This window comes from Acinetobacter sp. HZNU-JH01, from assembly GCF_037996845.1.
Taxonomy (GTDB): Bacteria; Pseudomonadota; Gammaproteobacteria; order Pseudomonadales; family Moraxellaceae; genus Acinetobacter; species Acinetobacter haemolyticus.
This window is the reverse complement of record NZ_JBBMZX010000001.1, coordinates 2,504,546-2,520,416: the sequence shown is the minus strand read 5'-3', so window position 1 is coordinate 2,520,416 and position 15,871 is coordinate 2,504,546. Positions and strand designations below refer to the sequence as shown.

Sequence of the window (15,871 nt, the reverse complement as noted above, 5' to 3'; positions counted from 1 at the left end):
GCTTATACTTTGATTTTTCAATAAGATTTAAGTGAAAAATTAGAAGTTAAAATTTACACCGACTGTAAAATTACGACCAACTTGTGGAATCGTTGATAAGAATGACGCATGTTGATAAACCTTTTCATCTAACACGTTGTTCGCATTCAAGAATACGCGATAGTCAGCCGCTTTACTGTATTGACCAGAGTAAGCTACACCGAGATTAAGCATATTGTAGCTTTGCGTATCGGTTTCATATGCAGCAATCTTATCTTGCTGGAATACGTGATAATACTCTGCTGAGCCACTAAATCCGTCGCCAAAGTTAGCCTTGACTTTAGTACCTAAACGACCGGCGGGTACACGAGGCGCGTTCTCATTGTCAATCTTGCCACGAACGTAATCACCAAATACGCTCACTTTATAGATTGGCGATACCTGATAGCCAGCCTCAGCTTCAGCACCATAGAAACGAGCTTTATCTTGGGTGTACTCAACCAAGCGGAAGTCTTCATAACGATCTAAAGTTTGTGCAAAGATGTAGTCATCAAACCAGTTATGGTAGACATGTACATGGTAATCAAACTTGTTATTGTCATAATGGAAACCAAGCTCTACATTGTTTGATTTCTCTTTCTTCAACTGATCATTGCCCAATTCATAGGTATTGGTCGCAAAATGCTTACCATTTGCATATAACTCTTGTGCAAGCGGTAAACGCTGTTGATGTGATGTCACAAATGAAAGTTTATAGTTTGGAGCAAACTCCCAATTCGCTGCGCCTGATACTGAAAACGCTGAACCATCAAAATCTTTCTTGCTTGAATCTTCAATATCAATTTTTTGTTGTTCTGCACGCGCTGCCAGCTCAACATGAACATCATTGAATTGCGCATGTTCTAAAGCAAATACACTCCATTTCTTCGTGGTATTTGGTGCCAAGAAAGCTTCTTGACCAGTTAAAGTCAACTTCTGTTGGCTGTACTGAGTTCCAATTACCCCTTCCCATGCCCCAAGTGGATTATGAACCAGCTCAAAACGTCCATCATAACCCTTATTTTTGAATCGAGTCGTGATGGTATCCTCTTCGATTTCATCATGACGATAATCAGTGTAGCTCGCTTGAGCACGCATCTTCTTAAAGCCTACAAATGGATCATCCAATTCTGTACGGAAATCATAACGTTCAGATTTTAGATCAATCCATGGCCCACCATGTGCATGCTCATGCTCATGATCGTGGTCATCATGTCCATGGTCGTCATCATGATCATCATGTCCGTGGTCATGACCATGGTCTCCACAATGTAAATGTGGTCGACCAACTACATGTGCATCACAACTTTCATATTCATGACTGTGTCCAGGTAAACCGTACTTATCTTGACGGTTACTATATGAAATTCCTGTAAAACCACGATCATAAATCCAAGATAATCCTACATTTACCGTTTGCCCTTCAGCAAAAGTATTATCTACACGACGCTCTTTTTCACCCTCATGGAAATAGTTCGGTGCAATATAATCATTAGCTTCTCGCTTTAAACCTTCAACACGTAATGCAAATTGATCTCCCAATCCTACAGTTACGCCAGCACTTGCTAATTTTTCGTCACTGCCTGTGTTGTAACGTAGCCCTACATTACCTTCATAGCCTTTTTCTGGCATTTTTGTTGGGAGTTTACTGTCATTTACATTGACCAAACCGCCCACAGTACCCGCACCAAATAATAAGGTAGAGGGTCCACGAATTACTTCTACTTGTGTTGCAAGCGCAGGATCAACGGTCACAGCATGGTCAGGCGACAATGTAGAGACATCGATATTTTCTGAAGAGTTTTGAAGCACCTTAACACGTGCACCATCTTGCCCACGGATTACAGGTCGGCTAGAACCCGCACCAAATTGATTGGAATAAATGCCAACTTCACTGGCAAGTGCATCCCCAATCGTAACAGCACCTTCAGTCAAGGTTTTTTGATCAACCACTGTATCTGCAACCGCAAAGTCTTGTGAAGTTTGCTCAAGTGGATGTGCTTTGATTCTTATCGTTTCTAGCGTTTGGACTTTTTGATTTTCTGCTGCGAGTGCCGATACAGATACAGCAGCAAGTATAGATAAGGTTAAAATATTTTTTGAAAATGACATACCGTGTCTCGGATCAGCTCAAATATTAGTTGTTATACTATAACATTTCATTTATTTTGCAATAAAAAACATAGCTGAAAAAAACATTTGCTACACTGTGTCTCCATGATTTTATAAAACTTGTTTTATAACAATATGCCTTTTACCTTGTCTCACGCTGTTCTTGCACCTCCCTTATCCAAACTCAGCAAAGGTCATTTACCAATCGCAGCCTTGGCGATCGGCTGTATGGCACCAGATTTATATCGGTTGTTTACACCCGAAAGCATTGCTCTTACCCATCAATGGGCCGGGGTTTTATTTCCAAATCTACCCATTGGACTATTCTTTAGTTTACTTTGGTATTTACTTTATCGTCCCGTCCTCTATCGACTATTTGCAATTCGAGATGATTTAAATATTCATTCATTTGACAGTTTTATTGCTTTTAGCTTGATGAGTTGCTTTGCGATTATCATTGGAACAGCAACGCATTTGATTTGGGATGGACTAACGCATCTCGACTTTCGCACCTTTGCATTTAAAACTGTACTTGCTCAGCAAATCTCGTTGTTCGGCTTTACTTATCCATTGCATTTTATCTTACAAATTGGTTCATCTATTATCGCCCTCCCTTTTATTTTTTGGATGTGTTGGCATTACTATCAAAGTCACAAGCAAAACAGCTTGGTTCCACAAAAAATTAAAACGTTCGTGGTTGTCAGTTTAATTATTTCAGTCCTTGGCGGACTATTATCCATTTGGGATTATAGCCGTCATATTGCGTCTGAAATCTGGTTAAGTGAACCTTATTTTTTTATTGGAAAATCGATCAATGAATTTACACAGACTGGTCTCATCTTGTTTACGGTTGCATGTCTCCTGTTATTATTTTTAGATCGTAAAGCTTATAAGGCTTAGTTTTCTCTCAAAGCATCTGTTTACATATATTAAGACTTGAGACAAGACGCTCAACAAGGCATAATCTCCCCTTCATTGGTGCTGCGCTGTTTACGCATTCACCTTCTAGCCAATATAGTTTGGATATATAATTCAATATGATGCGCACTCATTACTGTGGCTCTCTTACTGAAGCCCAAATCGATCAAACAGTTACTCTATGTGGATGGGTCCACCGTCGCCGTGACCATGGTGGTGTAATTTTCCTTGATATGCGTGACCGTGATGGCCTCGTACAAGTGGTTATCGACCCAGATACCCCAGAAGCATTTGAAACTGCTGATAAAGCGCGTTCTGAATTCGTTTTAAAAATTACAGGTCGTGTTCGCCGTCGTTATGCTGGTACTGAAAATGCCAACATGGTCAGTGGTCAAATCGAGGTTTTAGGTAAAGAAATCGAAGTACTTGCTGCTTCTGAAACACCTCCATTCCCATTGAATGATGAAAACACCAATATTTCTGAAGAAATTCGTTTGAAATATCGTTTCTTGGACATTCGTCGTCCAGAAATGCTAGAACGTTTACGCTTCCGTTCTAAAGTAACCAATTTGATCCGTAACTATTTTGAAGATCATGGTTTCTTAGACGTTGAAACACCAATTTTGACGCGTGCAACTCCTGAAGGCGCACGTGACTATTTGGTTCCAAGCCGTGTTTCAAATGGTAGCTTCTATGCACTTCCACAATCACCACAGTTGTTCAAACAATTGTTGATGGTTGGCGGTATTGATCGTTATTACCAAATCGCTAAATGTTTCCGTGACGAAGATTTACGTGCGGATCGCCAGCCTGAATTTACCCAAATCGACGTTGAAACATCGTTCATGAGTGACGATGACATCATGGATTTAATGGAAGGCTTAACAGTTAAAATGTTCGATGAATTATTGAATGTAAAATTCGATAAATTTGAACGTATGACCTATGCGGACGCAATGCGTGACTATGCATCTGACAAACCGGATATGCGTATTCCATTGAAATTGGTTGACGTTGCAGACTTAATGCAAGACGTTGAGTTCAAAGTATTCGCTGGCCCTGCGAAAGATCCTAAAGGTCGTATTGTTGCGTTACGCGTTCCAGGTGCTGGTTCACTACCACGTAGTGCGATTGACGAATACACCAAATTCGTCGGTATCTACGGTGCAAAAGGCTTGGCTTATATTAAAGTTAACGAGCTTGAAAAAGGCATCGAAGGTCTACAATCACCAATCGTTAAGTTCATCGAGCCAATCGTACTTGATCTATTAAAACGTGTTGGTGCTGAGAACGGCGACATCGTATTCTTTGGCGCGGATAAAGCCAAAGTCGTAAACGATGCAATGGGCGCACTTCGTGTCAAAATCGGCCATGACCTCAATCTTGCAACAAAAGAATGGGCACCACTTTGGGTTGTTGACTTCCCAATGTTTGAAGAAACTGATGATGGCAAATGGACGTCTGTGCATCACCCATTCACACTGCCTAAATCAAGTGTTGAAGAAGTGAAGAACAATCCAGGTGAAGCACTTTCTGTTGCATATGACATGGTATTGAACGGTACTGAAATCGGTGGTGGTTCACTTCGTATCTATACCTTAGAAATGCAAAAAGCGATTTTTGAAGCTTTAGGTATTGGCGAAGAAGAAGCAGAAGAGAAATTTAGCTTCCTACTCAATGCATTACGTTACGGTGCACCTCCGCACGGTGGTTTGGCATTTGGTCTTGATCGTTTGATCATGTTGATGACAGGCGCATCTTCGATTCGTGATGTAATTGCATTCCCGAAAACCAAGACAGCAGAATGTCCATTGACGCAAGCACCAGCACCAGTTGAAGCAAACCAATTGCGTGACCTAGGTATTCGTTTACGTGAAAAACCAAAAGCTGAAGAAAAATAAACCTTGAGTTTATGATTCGATAAGAACCCTGCACTATGCAGGGTTTTTTATATCGATATGATCGCTCTTCTTTTGGAAGCGGTTAGGCAAGGTAATTTATACTTTGAGATCATGTTCGCTAGTGGCATAATAAGCCAGTTTTCTATTGAAGGTATCTGCCCATGGCTATGCGTCCAGATGTTCGTCGACATACCATTGTTATTATTGTGTTTTCACTCGCGCAATGGTTCCTTATGCGTTACATCTTGTCGAATGAACTCTTCAATATGACCACTTATCAACGTATCTTATATTTTTGTGTCAGTAGCTTGGCAGGTGCCTTACTGATTTTTGCAGCACTGATTTATATGGTGCTCAAAGGGAATGCAGATAAGCAAGATTAATTCGTATGTCCTTTTATCGTACCTTGCTTCGGGTTTTACCTTTACCATTTTTACGCAGTATTGCAAAAGTGGCGGCATACTTTATCAATCAAAATCCAAACAAAAGTATGTTATGGAAAACTCGAGTCAATTTAGCTCTCGCCTACCCTGAGCTAACGATCGATCAAAAAGAAAAAATGGCTCGGGAAAGCGTCACCAAGCAATGTCTCAGCTATATTGAATCTGGAAAATGCTGGGCAATGCCGCCTGAGTGGAGCATCCAGCAAATTCATACTGTGCATAATTTAGAAGTCTTAACCGATGCACTCAACGATCCTAAAGGTGCTTTAATCATTACCCCTCATCTTGGAACTTGGGAAATGATGAATGCTTGGGTACACCAATACGGTATCCCCACCATCATGTACAAACCAATGAAAGATAGTGGCTTTAATAGCTTTGCTCTCCATGCTCGTCAGCGACTCAATGCAACATTGGTTCCAACTGATGCCAATGGTGTAAAGGCTTTATTTAAAAACCTTAAACAAGGCGGATTTAGTGTAATTTTGCCCGACCATGTACCCCAACCTTCAGGTGGTGTTGTGGTTCCTTTCTTCGGGATTCCCTGCCTTACGAGCACTTTAGCAAGTAAAATGGCACAAAAAACCCAATGTCGTTTAGTAGGTTTAAGCTGTTTTCGTCGCGAAGATGATGAAGGTTTTGATGTCTACTGTGACGATCTTAACGATCCTCAACTCTATGATCGAGATATTGAGGTTGCAACGACTGCACTGAATAAAGCAGTTGAACAGATGATCAACCGCTTTCCTACAGAGTACATGTGGGGATATAAAAGGTTTAGGGGTAATACAATTGACAAAGATTATTATCAATAATCAAATATTATTTTTATCAGGTTAATCTTCTATTTAACCCACAAACGAATCCCTTTAAAACGCTAGAACTACAAAAACTTGATAAAACAATGATATATTATACTTCTGTTTTAATCTAATCTGTACCTAAATGATTCCTAAAATTATTCATTATTGTTGGTTTGGGAGAAAGAATATTCCTGAATCATTACAGCACTATATCAATGGCTGGAAAGATAAATGCCCAGGTTGGGAAATCAAACTTTGGAATGAAGATAATTTCGATATCAATAGCCATCCTTTCACTCAAAAAGCCTATGAAGAGAAAAAATATGCTTTTGTCTCAGACTATGTGCGTGCAATGGCTTTGCATAAATTTGGTGGAGTCTATTTAGATACAGACGTTGAAATCAAACATCCAATTGATGAGTTTTTAACGTTAGAAGCTTTTAGTAGCTTTGAAATCGACAGCATCCCTTTTACTTCTGCTGTGTGGGGGAGTATGCCTCAGCATTCACTCACGAAAAGAATACTCAGTTATTATGATTCAAAGACCTATAGTAATGATGAACCTCCAAATACAGTTACTATTAGTAATTTGCTAACACGTTTTTATGAGATTGATCCTTATAAAGATGAAAACCAGATTGGCAATGATGGGACTCATAAAATTCATATTTTTTCCTCTTGTTATTTTTGTTTAGATCTTCCGCCTAATTATACAACTCACCATTTTATTGGTTCATGGTTAGATAAAGAGAAAACTGAAAGTTATAAAGCTAGAGTTCATACGGCATATTATAAAAATAAGGTATTAGAAGTAGATGTGGCTACGGATAAACTTTTTCTAAAAAATCTAGCCACAAAGTTAAATATAAAGAGTTTAATCAACCTAATTCGCTATTATATAAAGTATAAGTTCAAGTAGTAAAACTACTTGAACTCTATTTTCTTTTCAAAAAATTTATAATGTAAATTGTAAATCTGAATAAAAAAACGATAAATCTCTCTTTTTATTTTTAGACTTATTTTATTAATTTTAACAGGAACGACCAATTCACTCATATGTCTTTGAGAACGATCTTTTTGAAGACAACTTTCAAATTTCACTTCTTTGTTGTAAATAAAATCTTGTACACATAATGCGGGTTGCATCTGATAGACCATTTTCTTCGCAATATAGCTATCAAACATAACATCATCAATCGGCTTTAAAACATCCAACTGATTGATGTATTTAAATAAATCTCTCGCCCCAGCATTGGAAATAATATAGCCTGCTGTACCTAAATGCCTCCCTTTTAAAAGGAACAAAGCTCGATCATCAATGAGAGCCTTTTTAGAAAATAATTCTACTTGCACTGAATCTGAGAATGCTTCAAGTTTAATCACCTCTACATTTTCAGGTATCCATGAATTATCTTTTAGAAATGATGCTGCTTTTGAGCCTAAATAGATATCATCTTCAAAAATTGCCATATAAGACAAATTATTATCAATTATTTTTTTCCACAGGGAAACATGGCTTAAAAAACATCCAATCTCGCCTTTGGTTAAAGAACAATTTTTTAGTTCGACGCCAATATTTTGGAGTGTCCCTTCAATTTGATGAGGTTCAATCGCATCAAAATATTGAAATTCAATTTGCTGAGTCATGAATTGCTTATTTATATGCTTTCTTCTTTCAAGCGCATTTTTTAAGCTAACGACAAAAATATCCATTCAATGTTCTCTTCTCAGGATCAAACTAACAACATACTGTTATTTGTGTGATTATAGGATAAAATAAGGTATGACTCAAATTCGCTCTCCCCACCTAATGATTTGTTTAAGCATTATTATTCCGGTATACAATGTTGAAAAATACATTCAAGAATGTTTACTAAACTTATGTAATCAAATAGAAAATACAATTGAAGTTATTATTGTTAACGATGGCTCAAAAGATCATTCAGTACAAATTATTAATGAATTTATAGATAACCTTCCTGATTCACTCAAACAAAATTTTATTGTTATTCATCAAAAAAATCAGGGGGTAAGCCATGCAAGAAACAATGGCGTAAAGAACGCTAAGGGCAGTTATATAACGTTTATAGATTCGGATGATAAGGTGGCTGATAATTATATTGCAAAGATCCTCTCTGCAATCCAAGCGTGTCCCGATCTTATTCAGTTCAATGCCTATTGTTTTTTCGAGAACAATCCTCTAAAAAATTATCATCTTTCTCAACCTGCCTTGTCAGGATTATATACTGTGAATGATGAAATTCTTTATGAAATTTTTAATAAAAACAATTGGTTTTCTTGGTTAAGAACATATAAACGCGAACTTTTGTTGAGCAATCCATTTCCAACTAACATGACCCACTTTGAAGATGCATTCATCGTCTCAAAGATATTCACTGAAATTCAAACGATATTTATTATTAAAGAGAGTATTTATAAATACAGAATCTTAGAAAGTAGTGCGACAAGAGAGAAAAATTTATTAATGAAAGACCGTCTATTAAATAGCTGCGCTCTTCTCATCAATGAACTCATTCAAAATACTCAAGAGAAAAAAGTATTTACGATTCCTTTAGTGCATTTCTCATACATCTATATAGACGAATCCAAAAAATGTAAAGGATATTTTGTCACCAACAGCAACTGGAGAAAAATCTCAAAAGAGCTCAGGAAATTAAAACTGGATACAACAATTGTGCAAACAAAACGAGAAAGAATTTTTTTTATTTTTCTTCATTATGGAGTTTTGGGGCACTATTTAGCGCGAAAATTAAGTAAACTTTTAAAATAAAAAAATCAAAAATACATAGGTATTTTTGATATATATTTATATTTTTATTTAAACCCAACTGTCTTAAAGAAAATAAGGTTTCTGACTTGCACAAGGATTCGACTTAATTCTAACAGAATCTTATCCAGTCCCTTCTTTTTATCGTATTTTCTTCTGGTTAAGCGCTCTTTATACAAATGGCTTGCAAATCTGACACTATCTTTTGTAGAAAAGAGCGTCACATCTTGGATACATAATGCTGGTTTCATCTGGCATACAGCTAAAACTTTATCTTGGATAAGCTTTTCAAACATTAAATGATCTAATGCAATCAACTTATCCAATGATTGAATATAATTGATTAATTGCTTAGCTCCATGTAAAGACAGAATATAACCAGCCGTTCCCAGATTTTTACTTTTAAGGTCAAACAACGCTCTTTGTGGTTCAGTTTGAAACACTTTAATTTTTTCACCCAAAGCTACTTTTGGTGTAAATTCCTCTATTTTAATCAGGTGCCAATGAGGTTCAATCCAAGAAGTTTCTGTCAGGAATGTTTTAACGTTCTCACCTAAATAAATATCATCTTCAAAAATTGCCATATGTGGAATATTCTCGCTAATCATTTTATTCCACAAGAACACATGGCTCATAAAGCATGCAACCTCACCCTTTGTTAAAGACTGTTCATCAACGTTTAAGTTAAGTTCTTTCGCAAAAAGAGCTGCAGGCTCGGGAGTTAAAGCATCAAAAAAGTCAAAATTTATACTTTTTTTACCGAATTCACTAGAAATATGCTCTCTACGTTCATTCGCTGTAGATAGACTGATAACAAATTTTTTCATAATAGTATAAAGCTGAAGATTAGCCGTATTTTACTATTTTTTTGAATAAGCTTCACCTCCAATTAATATAGACAACAAATGTGGTCAGATATTTAAGAGAAATCTAGAAGAGAGCCTTCCAAATACATTCCTTTTTTATAGTAATGACTCAGTGTCTTTCTTTCCTTGCCTGCAAGCTTGATCAGCTTTGGCATTTCAGTAGGCGAATGATGAATTGCCATATCAATGAGTACTTTCTCTTTGATCCATTGATGTTTCACCTGAAAATACAGTGCATTTTTATCGCAGTTAATTAAACACATACTTGGCAAATGATTACGCATTACTTTCTGACAGGCAACATACGCTACAAGATACTCGAGGCGACCAATGTGCTGAAATAAGTCCTGACAATCAGGTTCTGTTTCTTTTAATTTTTGCAAATACGCTTTAGGACTTAATTCAATCGCTGTGACCAACTCATCAAACCAGTACTTAAAAAATGGATTTTTTTCTGCGCTTGCCAACAACCAGTTTTCTAGAACAGGAGATGCTTTAAGGGTAGTATTCTTGGCACGATAATAAGCAAAACTATTGGTCTGGGTCTTTTTAACCAGATCCTGAATCCAATCTAAAGACTCATACACGATGATACTAGCGTCTAACCAGATCCCTCCATATTGATAAATCAGTTCAAAGCGGAGCAGATCGGCCTTTTGTTGTGGCGTTGCCTTTGGGAAGCGGCCAAAATCAATATCACAGAAGTTTTTGACTGTATCAGGTGTGAGAAAATGGACCTCATAATCTGGATTGGTCTTTTTAACTTGTTCCACACATTCTTTCACAAATCCAGCCAGCGGACCTTCCCAATACATCCAGATTTTCTTTGGAATGGCCGCATCAGTAATAGTCGGATTAAGCACAATCAAATCTGCTTCATTGTCTATGGCTGCATTAACCCCTCTCTTTTTGTTCGAATACATCGTATAGAACTTTAAGAGATAGAATATTTTTTTAAATATTTTCATACAGGTCACTCAGCCATATCTTTATATTACTTCAGCCCATCTTTGTTCCAAAGTGATTTACCCAAACAATTTTAATTAAAAATAAAGATGCCTAATCGCATAAAAACGATCACGCCACATTCTTTTCTGTTTTTTGAACCCATGTGAAGCACTTCTATTTTCCAGTGCTTTACGTTGAATACCCTGTGTTGCCACAGTGCCTAGAATATCACTATCAATCCCTGCAGGTTGGACAAAAGGCTGCCACACCCCCAATCCTTTGCCATTTTTACTTAACCAGCTTTGAAAAAAGATATCGACAGGAACTTGCATGGTTTTACCCAGCTCAACAAATGCCTCAGCACCTGCTCTTGACCATACTAATCCTACACCACGGATGGGAAAGTAATAAGCATGCCAGATTGTATAACCATCAATCTGAACAATGTCTTTTGCCAATTTCTTCTTTTTTGCAGCAAGATTCACCACATACCATTCGAGTTCTTTATGCTGATCAAGATAATTTATTAATGAATTAAGATTTTGTTTAAAGTTCGGCAACACTTGAATATCATCTTCAAGAACAACAAGATAATCCGCATCCGTTTCTAAAAATTTTTTAGCACAACCATAATGGCTGAGATAACACCCCAACTCAGAGCTAATTAAACTACGACCTAATATTTTTTGGGCCGCAACATCGTCATAATCTTCAAACTCCGATAAAGCTTTGCCACGTCCATCATAAGCAGGGAAACGAGAAAATGCCCAACCCGCTTGTTGCAACTGAGCTGTCGCATTTGCTAAACGCTGATCACTACCCTCTAGATTTATGAGATAAGTAACAACTTTCATCCGATCTTCCTTTGCTTATCCTGCTATCGTCGCTTGGATCTGACTAGGCAAAACATCTTTAAATTTATGAATAAGTGCATGGCGTATATGCTGTTCATCATTGTGTTGCAGTTGGTCCAAACTTTGAATACAACCAAATTTCACATCTGGATTAGATAAAGCCTGAGTAAACGACTCTAAATCACGATGATCTTTTAAATAAGCGATTTCAACATCATCGTTGAGAATTGCTTGGTCATTTTTAATCGCTAGGTGATTAGATAAACCTACAGGTAATATCTGATCGATATTCCTAAATTTAAAGCTAATTTGCTTCTGTAATTGTTGCATATTTTTTTCAAAATAATTGCATAGAAGTATCCGACTCAAGATATGCGGACGATGGTGAATCTCAAAATATTGAGACATGCCAACACAATCTGCACTTAACATTTGCGCCATTGTATATGAGGGTTGTGCCAGCTTTCCAAATTTATTTTGCACAAACTTTCTAACAATATATTTGATTTTTTTTACTAGATTACTTTCCCAATGCCCATACATCACCATTTGACTATCAATTAAAAAGTCTTGTGGATCAGAGGGTTGATTAAAGAAGAAATCATCATTTAAATAAATAAAATAATCTGAAATACTCGGGATATTCCAAAGCATCGTTTCAATACTTAAAGAATTAAACGTCGGCAACGCAAATTCGTATCCTCTAAACAACTCCGTGTGATCGACCACTCTAATCTTGCCTTTCTCACAGAGATTCTGCTGCTCAAACTGATCCAGCCATTGGGGTGTTTGTTGATCAGTGACTACATAAATTTTCCCACAATACGGTACAAATTTGAGTATGGAGGCAATACAGAAATAAATTTCATCATTACTCGCAAAACGCGTTGCGTCTAAAGCATTTGACGGTGCAGTTTGATTTATAAATTGTTGACGCTTGTTTTTTAACTTAGGATCATTTCCATCCACCCAAGCAATTACGATATCAATAGGTTGTATTGTATCTTTCATAAATCAAACTCTTGTAATGATGTCGTCTTGCTTACTGCCAAGACTCTTTGATCCAATCAGAAGGCAATACATAGCGATACCACTTACCACCACCACCAGAAACTGCGTCAGGTGGGTTAATCTCACCATGGAAAATAATAATTTTTGCACCTTTCGGCTTGATTGGCGGTTGGAAATACGCAAATGGTACTTTTCTTAAACAGTGGTATTTGTAACTCTTACACCAATCTTTATCCCAATAACTCAGCTTCCCTTCTTTGTGCACAAACCAAGAGAGGTATTCTTGCTCATTACGGAATTTTTCACGGATTTCATCAAAATTCTCACGGAAATACGGCAAAATCCCAGAAAACTCGCCGAGTTTAAAGCGATACACTGAGCTATTACCCGTGACACGCCACGGGCGTTTCCAATCGTGGATAATTAAAAACTCACCTGGTGCCTGAAAGAAACCATCGATGTTGTCTACAATCACCACGTCTAAATCGAGAAAAAGTGCATTGCCTTTTAAACCATACAGATCAGGTTCAAAGGTAGATAATTTATTCCAGCCTCGCTCGGGTGCACCTTCAGGTAAGTCTAGGGATGGAATCGGAAAACATTGAACATTTGGGTCAATACCTTCAGTACGATCCGTCAAACATACCATTTTAAATGGCAATGTAAGATGGCGCTTCACCATGTTATACAAACGATTGACGTATTCAGCACCGTATTTGGTTCCCCACTTCATACACAAAATAATATTTTCTTCGTGTGTTTCTGAATTTTGTTGAATATCGACCATTTGATAACCTTGAATGCCTGAAATAATATTTTGCTTTGCACATCCAATATCGCAAGCTTTAAATAATATGCACCGAATATTAGACTATCTTAGCATAGGCATTATCAAATTGATTATTATAAATTCGTCAAACAGCCATGATTTTCCTAGGTCTGATTTTTCAAAAACTAGTTCACTCCAAACAAATCCCGAGTATAAATTTTTTCCATCACATCACTAAACATAGGCACTATTCGGTTCACGATAATTAAGTCAGATGTGGACTTAAATTTTTGCAGGCTTGCCTCAATCGGATGACCCAGGTATTCCTTTACATCCAAAGTCGGTTCATAAATGGTAATATGAATACCTTCATTTGCTAGCCCCTGTAAAACATCATGTACAGCAGATTCTCTAAAATTATCTGAATCTGCTTTCATTGTTAGGCGATATACACCTACACGTGACACCTTTCGACTCAGAATATCTTCAATAATCGCCTGTTTACGGGTTTGGTTAGAACGAATAATCGCTGAAATCAATTCCTGTGGTGTTTCATGATAATTGGCAAGCAGTTGCTTGGTATCTTTGGGTAAACAATAGCCACCATAACCAAAGGATGGATTGTTATAGTGATCACCAATCCGCTGATCTAGACCGACCCCTTTAATAATATCAAGTGCACTTAATCTATTTTTCAAGCAATAGGTGTCCAACTCATTAAAAAATGCCACACGCATCGCTAAATAAGTATTTGAAAACAGCTTGATTGCTTCTGCTTCAGTTGCATCCACACATAATAATACCGCATCCTTTTTAATCGTTGCTCTTAGATAGAGTTTGGCAATTTTCTCTGCACGCTTCGATTTCTCACCAACAATAATACGAGCAGGATAGAGATTATCTTGCAAAGCTTGCCCTTCCCGTAAAAACTCAGGAGAGAAAATCAGATTTTTTAATTTGAGTCTTTTCGAGATTTCTTGGGTATAACCCACAGGAACTGTAGATTTGATCAACATCAAGGCTTTGGGATTAACAGCCTGTATATCTGCAATCACCGCCTCAATACTTGAGGTGTCAAAATAATTGGTCTCAGGATTATAGTTGGTCGGTGTTGCAATAATGATGAGTTTGGCATTCTGATAAGCCAACGCTTTATCACAGGTTGCTTCAATATGCGATTCAGATAAATAATTTTGAATACACGCATCACTGATTGGGGAGATTTTTTGATTGATCTGCTTCACTTTGGCTTTGTCAATGTCCAAGATCATCACATCGTGTTGTTTAGAAAATAATAAGGCATTTGATAAGCCTACATATCCTGCACCAACCACCGTAATTTTCATTGTTACTCTATTTTTTAATTTTGCTTAAAGACCAAGCTAATTGAGTTAAATGAAAGATTGATGATACTTTGATTGCAATCTGTTGACAGTCCTGCCAATAAAAAAGCGAAGCCTAAGCTTCGCTTTCATCACATATTGGGCTTATTTAATATAAGTTAACCAATGTGCATATTTTTCATTACGGCCTTGAACAGCATCAAAGAATGTCTTTTGAATTTCAGTCGTAATTGGACCACGAGAACCACAACCAATTTGACGATCATCATATTCACGAATTGGTGTTACTTCAGCAGCAGTACCCGTAAAGAATGCTTCATCTGCGATATAGAACTCATCACGAGTAATACGGCGTTCAACAATTTCATAACCAAGGTCTTTGGCAATGGTCATCACAGTTTGACGAGTAATCCCTTCCAATGCACCACCAGCCAAGTCAGGTGTATGTAATACACCATCCTTGATCAAGAATACATTTTCACCCGCACCTTGGCAGACAAAACCTTGAGGATCAAGTAACATTGCTTCGTCATAACCTGCACGTGCCACTTCTTGATGTGCCAAGATGGAAACAGTGTAGTTACCACAAGCTTTTGCTTTACACATAGTCACGTTTGGATGATGGTGGGTAAACGATGAGGTTTTTACACGAATACCGTGCGCCATTGCCTCTTCACCAAGGTATGCACCCCAGCCCCATGCAGCAACCGCAGCATGAATGGTATTTTCAGTTGCAGCAATACCCAACTTCTCAGAACCAATCCAAATCAATGGACGCAAGTAGCAAGATGCCAATTTATTTTCACGAACAACATCGATTTGTGCTTGTTCTAATGTCGCTTGATCAAATGGTACATTCATTTGATAAATTTTTGCTGAATTTAATAAGCGCTTAGTGTGATCTTGCAAACGGAAGATTGCTGTACCCTTTGGTGTTTCGTAAGCTCTGACGCCCTCAAAGACGCCCATACTATAATGCAGTGTGTGCGTTAAGACGTGAATTTTTGCATCACGCCAATCAACTAATTTTCCATCTTGCCAAATAAAACCATCACGATCAGCCAAACTCATCGCACATACTCCATTTTTTTCTACAC

General features: G+C 37.5%; 15 protein-coding genes. 6 read left to right on the top strand and 9 right to left on the bottom strand.

Annotated features, from left to right (window positions below):
- Positions 1-39 precede the first annotated feature (39 nt).
- Positions 40-2,130, bottom strand: a complete 2,091-nt coding sequence (gene znuD / locus AAC851_RS12015; protein ID WP_075314825.1) for a zinc piracy TonB-dependent receptor ZnuD — start codon at positions 2,128-2,130, stop codon at positions 40-42.
- A 135-nt stretch (positions 2,131-2,265) separates the two neighbouring features.
- Here znuD and AAC851_RS12010 point away from each other — a divergent pair, with 135 nt between their 5' ends.
- The 5 genes from AAC851_RS12010 (at position 2,266) to AAC851_RS11990 (ending at position 7,114) form a co-directional block, all read left to right on the top strand.
- The gene (locus tag AAC851_RS12010; protein ID WP_161420402.1) at positions 2,266-3,030 is read left to right on the top strand and encodes a DUF4184 family protein; all 765 of its coding nucleotides are present in this window, start codon (positions 2,266-2,268) and stop codon (positions 3,028-3,030) included.
- A gap of 137 nt (positions 3,031-3,167) precedes the next feature.
- Positions 3,168-4,949 carry an aspartate--tRNA ligase gene (gene aspS, locus AAC851_RS12005; protein ID WP_134251548.1) on the top strand — a complete coding sequence of 594 codons (1,782 nt, stop codon included), beginning with the start codon at positions 3,168-3,170 and terminating at the stop codon, positions 4,947-4,949.
- Between the two features lie 161 nt (positions 4,950-5,110).
- Positions 5,111-5,332 (top strand): hypothetical protein, encoded by a 222-nt coding sequence (locus tag AAC851_RS12000; RefSeq protein ID WP_004640773.1) that lies wholly within the window; start codon positions 5,111-5,113, stop codon positions 5,330-5,332.
- A 5-nt stretch (positions 5,333-5,337) separates the two neighbouring features.
- The gene (locus tag AAC851_RS11995) at positions 5,338-6,207 is read left to right on the top strand and encodes a lysophospholipid acyltransferase family protein (RefSeq protein WP_340600900.1); all 870 of its coding nucleotides are present in this window, start codon (positions 5,338-5,340) and stop codon (positions 6,205-6,207) included.
- A 130-nt stretch (positions 6,208-6,337) separates the two neighbouring features.
- Complete coding sequence (locus AAC851_RS11990) at positions 6,338-7,114, top strand: glycosyltransferase family 32 protein (protein ID WP_075314817.1); 777 nt, start codon at positions 6,338-6,340, stop codon at positions 7,112-7,114.
- Positions 7,115-7,119: 5 nt separating this feature from the next.
- Here the strand turns inward: AAC851_RS11990 and AAC851_RS11985 are convergent, their stop codons facing one another.
- Positions 7,120-7,908 carry a glycosyltransferase family 25 protein gene (locus AAC851_RS11985; protein WP_279735330.1) on the bottom strand — a complete coding sequence of 263 codons (789 nt, stop codon included), beginning with the start codon at positions 7,906-7,908 and terminating at the stop codon, positions 7,120-7,122.
- 70 nt (positions 7,909-7,978) lie between these two features.
- Between AAC851_RS11985 and AAC851_RS11980 the strand changes: the two genes are divergently transcribed.
- The gene (locus AAC851_RS11980) at positions 7,979-8,986 is read left to right on the top strand and encodes a glycosyltransferase family 2 protein (protein WP_075314815.1); all 1,008 of its coding nucleotides are present in this window, start codon (positions 7,979-7,981) and stop codon (positions 8,984-8,986) included.
- A 44-nt stretch (positions 8,987-9,030) separates the two neighbouring features.
- Here the strand turns inward: AAC851_RS11980 and AAC851_RS11975 are convergent, their stop codons facing one another.
- From AAC851_RS11975 to AAC851_RS11945, 7 genes are all read right to left on the bottom strand, one after another.
- A complete protein-coding gene (locus tag AAC851_RS11975; protein WP_075314813.1) occupies positions 9,031-9,810 on the bottom strand; it encodes a glycosyltransferase family 25 protein in 780 nt (259 codons plus the stop codon).
- A 92-nt stretch (positions 9,811-9,902) separates the two neighbouring features.
- Entirely contained in the window at positions 9,903-10,817 is a 915-nt protein-coding gene (locus AAC851_RS11970; protein WP_113996700.1) for a glycosyltransferase family 32 protein, read from the bottom strand.
- A 75-nt stretch (positions 10,818-10,892) separates the two neighbouring features.
- Positions 10,893-11,651 (bottom strand): glycosyltransferase family 25 protein, encoded by a 759-nt coding sequence (locus tag AAC851_RS11965; RefSeq protein ID WP_279735332.1) that lies wholly within the window; start codon positions 11,649-11,651, stop codon positions 10,893-10,895.
- Positions 11,652-11,666: 15 nt separating this feature from the next.
- Positions 11,667-12,662 (bottom strand): Stealth CR1 domain-containing protein, encoded by a 996-nt coding sequence (locus AAC851_RS11960; RefSeq protein ID WP_100834016.1) that lies wholly within the window; start codon positions 12,660-12,662, stop codon positions 11,667-11,669.
- 31 nt (positions 12,663-12,693) lie between these two features.
- Positions 12,694-13,449, bottom strand: coding sequence for a hypothetical protein (locus AAC851_RS11955; RefSeq protein WP_042874730.1), 756 nt, complete (start codon positions 13,447-13,449; stop codon positions 12,694-12,696).
- Between the two features lie 167 nt (positions 13,450-13,616).
- A complete protein-coding gene (locus AAC851_RS11950; protein ID WP_340600899.1) occupies positions 13,617-14,777 on the bottom strand; it encodes a nucleotide sugar dehydrogenase in 1,161 nt (386 codons plus the stop codon).
- A 141-nt stretch (positions 14,778-14,918) separates the two neighbouring features.
- Entirely contained in the window at positions 14,919-15,845 is a 927-nt protein-coding gene (locus AAC851_RS11945; RefSeq protein ID WP_340600898.1) for a branched-chain amino acid transaminase, read from the bottom strand.
- Positions 15,846-15,871: the final 26 nt, after the last annotated feature.

Excerpts from the sequence above, each read along its gene's own strand:
- AAC851_RS12010 (WP_161420402.1), top strand. The coding sequence starts at position 2,266 with ATGCCTTTTACCTTGTCTCACGCTGTTCTTGCACCTCCCTTATCCAAA.
- AAC851_RS11995 (WP_340600900.1), top strand. The coding sequence starts at position 5,338 with ATGTCCTTTTATCGTACCTTGCTTCGGGTTTTACCTTTACCATTTTTA.
- AAC851_RS11965 (WP_279735332.1), bottom strand. The coding sequence starts at position 11,651 with ATGAAAGTTGTTACTTATCTCATAAATCTAGAGGGTAGTGATCAGCGT.
- AAC851_RS11990 (WP_075314817.1), top strand. The coding sequence starts at position 6,338 with ATGATTCCTAAAATTATTCATTATTGTTGGTTTGGGAGAAAGAATATT.
- AAC851_RS11980 (WP_075314815.1), top strand. The coding sequence starts at position 7,979 with ATGACTCAAATTCGCTCTCCCCACCTAATGATTTGTTTAAGCATTATT.
- AAC851_RS12000 (WP_004640773.1), top strand. The coding sequence starts at position 5,111 with ATGGCTATGCGTCCAGATGTTCGTCGACATACCATTGTTATTATTGTG.
- AAC851_RS11975 (WP_075314813.1), bottom strand. The coding sequence starts at position 9,810 with ATGAAAAAATTTGTTATCAGTCTATCTACAGCGAATGAACGTAGAGAG.
- znuD (WP_075314825.1), bottom strand. The coding sequence starts at position 2,130 with ATGTCATTTTCAAAAAATATTTTAACCTTATCTATACTTGCTGCTGTA.
- AAC851_RS11945 (WP_340600898.1), bottom strand. The coding sequence starts at position 15,845 with ATGAGTTTGGCTGATCGTGATGGTTTTATTTGGCAAGATGGAAAATTA.
- AAC851_RS11985 (WP_279735330.1), bottom strand. The coding sequence starts at position 7,908 with ATGGATATTTTTGTCGTTAGCTTAAAAAATGCGCTTGAAAGAAGAAAG.
- AAC851_RS11950 (WP_340600899.1), bottom strand. The coding sequence starts at position 14,777 with ATGAAAATTACGGTGGTTGGTGCAGGATATGTAGGCTTATCAAATGCC.
- aspS (WP_134251548.1), top strand. The coding sequence starts at position 3,168 with ATGATGCGCACTCATTACTGTGGCTCTCTTACTGAAGCCCAAATCGAT.
- AAC851_RS11970 (WP_113996700.1), bottom strand. The coding sequence starts at position 10,817 with ATGAAAATATTTAAAAAAATATTCTATCTCTTAAAGTTCTATACGATG.
- AAC851_RS11960 (WP_100834016.1), bottom strand. The coding sequence starts at position 12,662 with ATGAAAGATACAATACAACCTATTGATATCGTAATTGCTTGGGTGGAT.
- AAC851_RS11955 (WP_042874730.1), bottom strand. The coding sequence starts at position 13,449 with ATGGTCGATATTCAACAAAATTCAGAAACACACGAAGAAAATATTATT.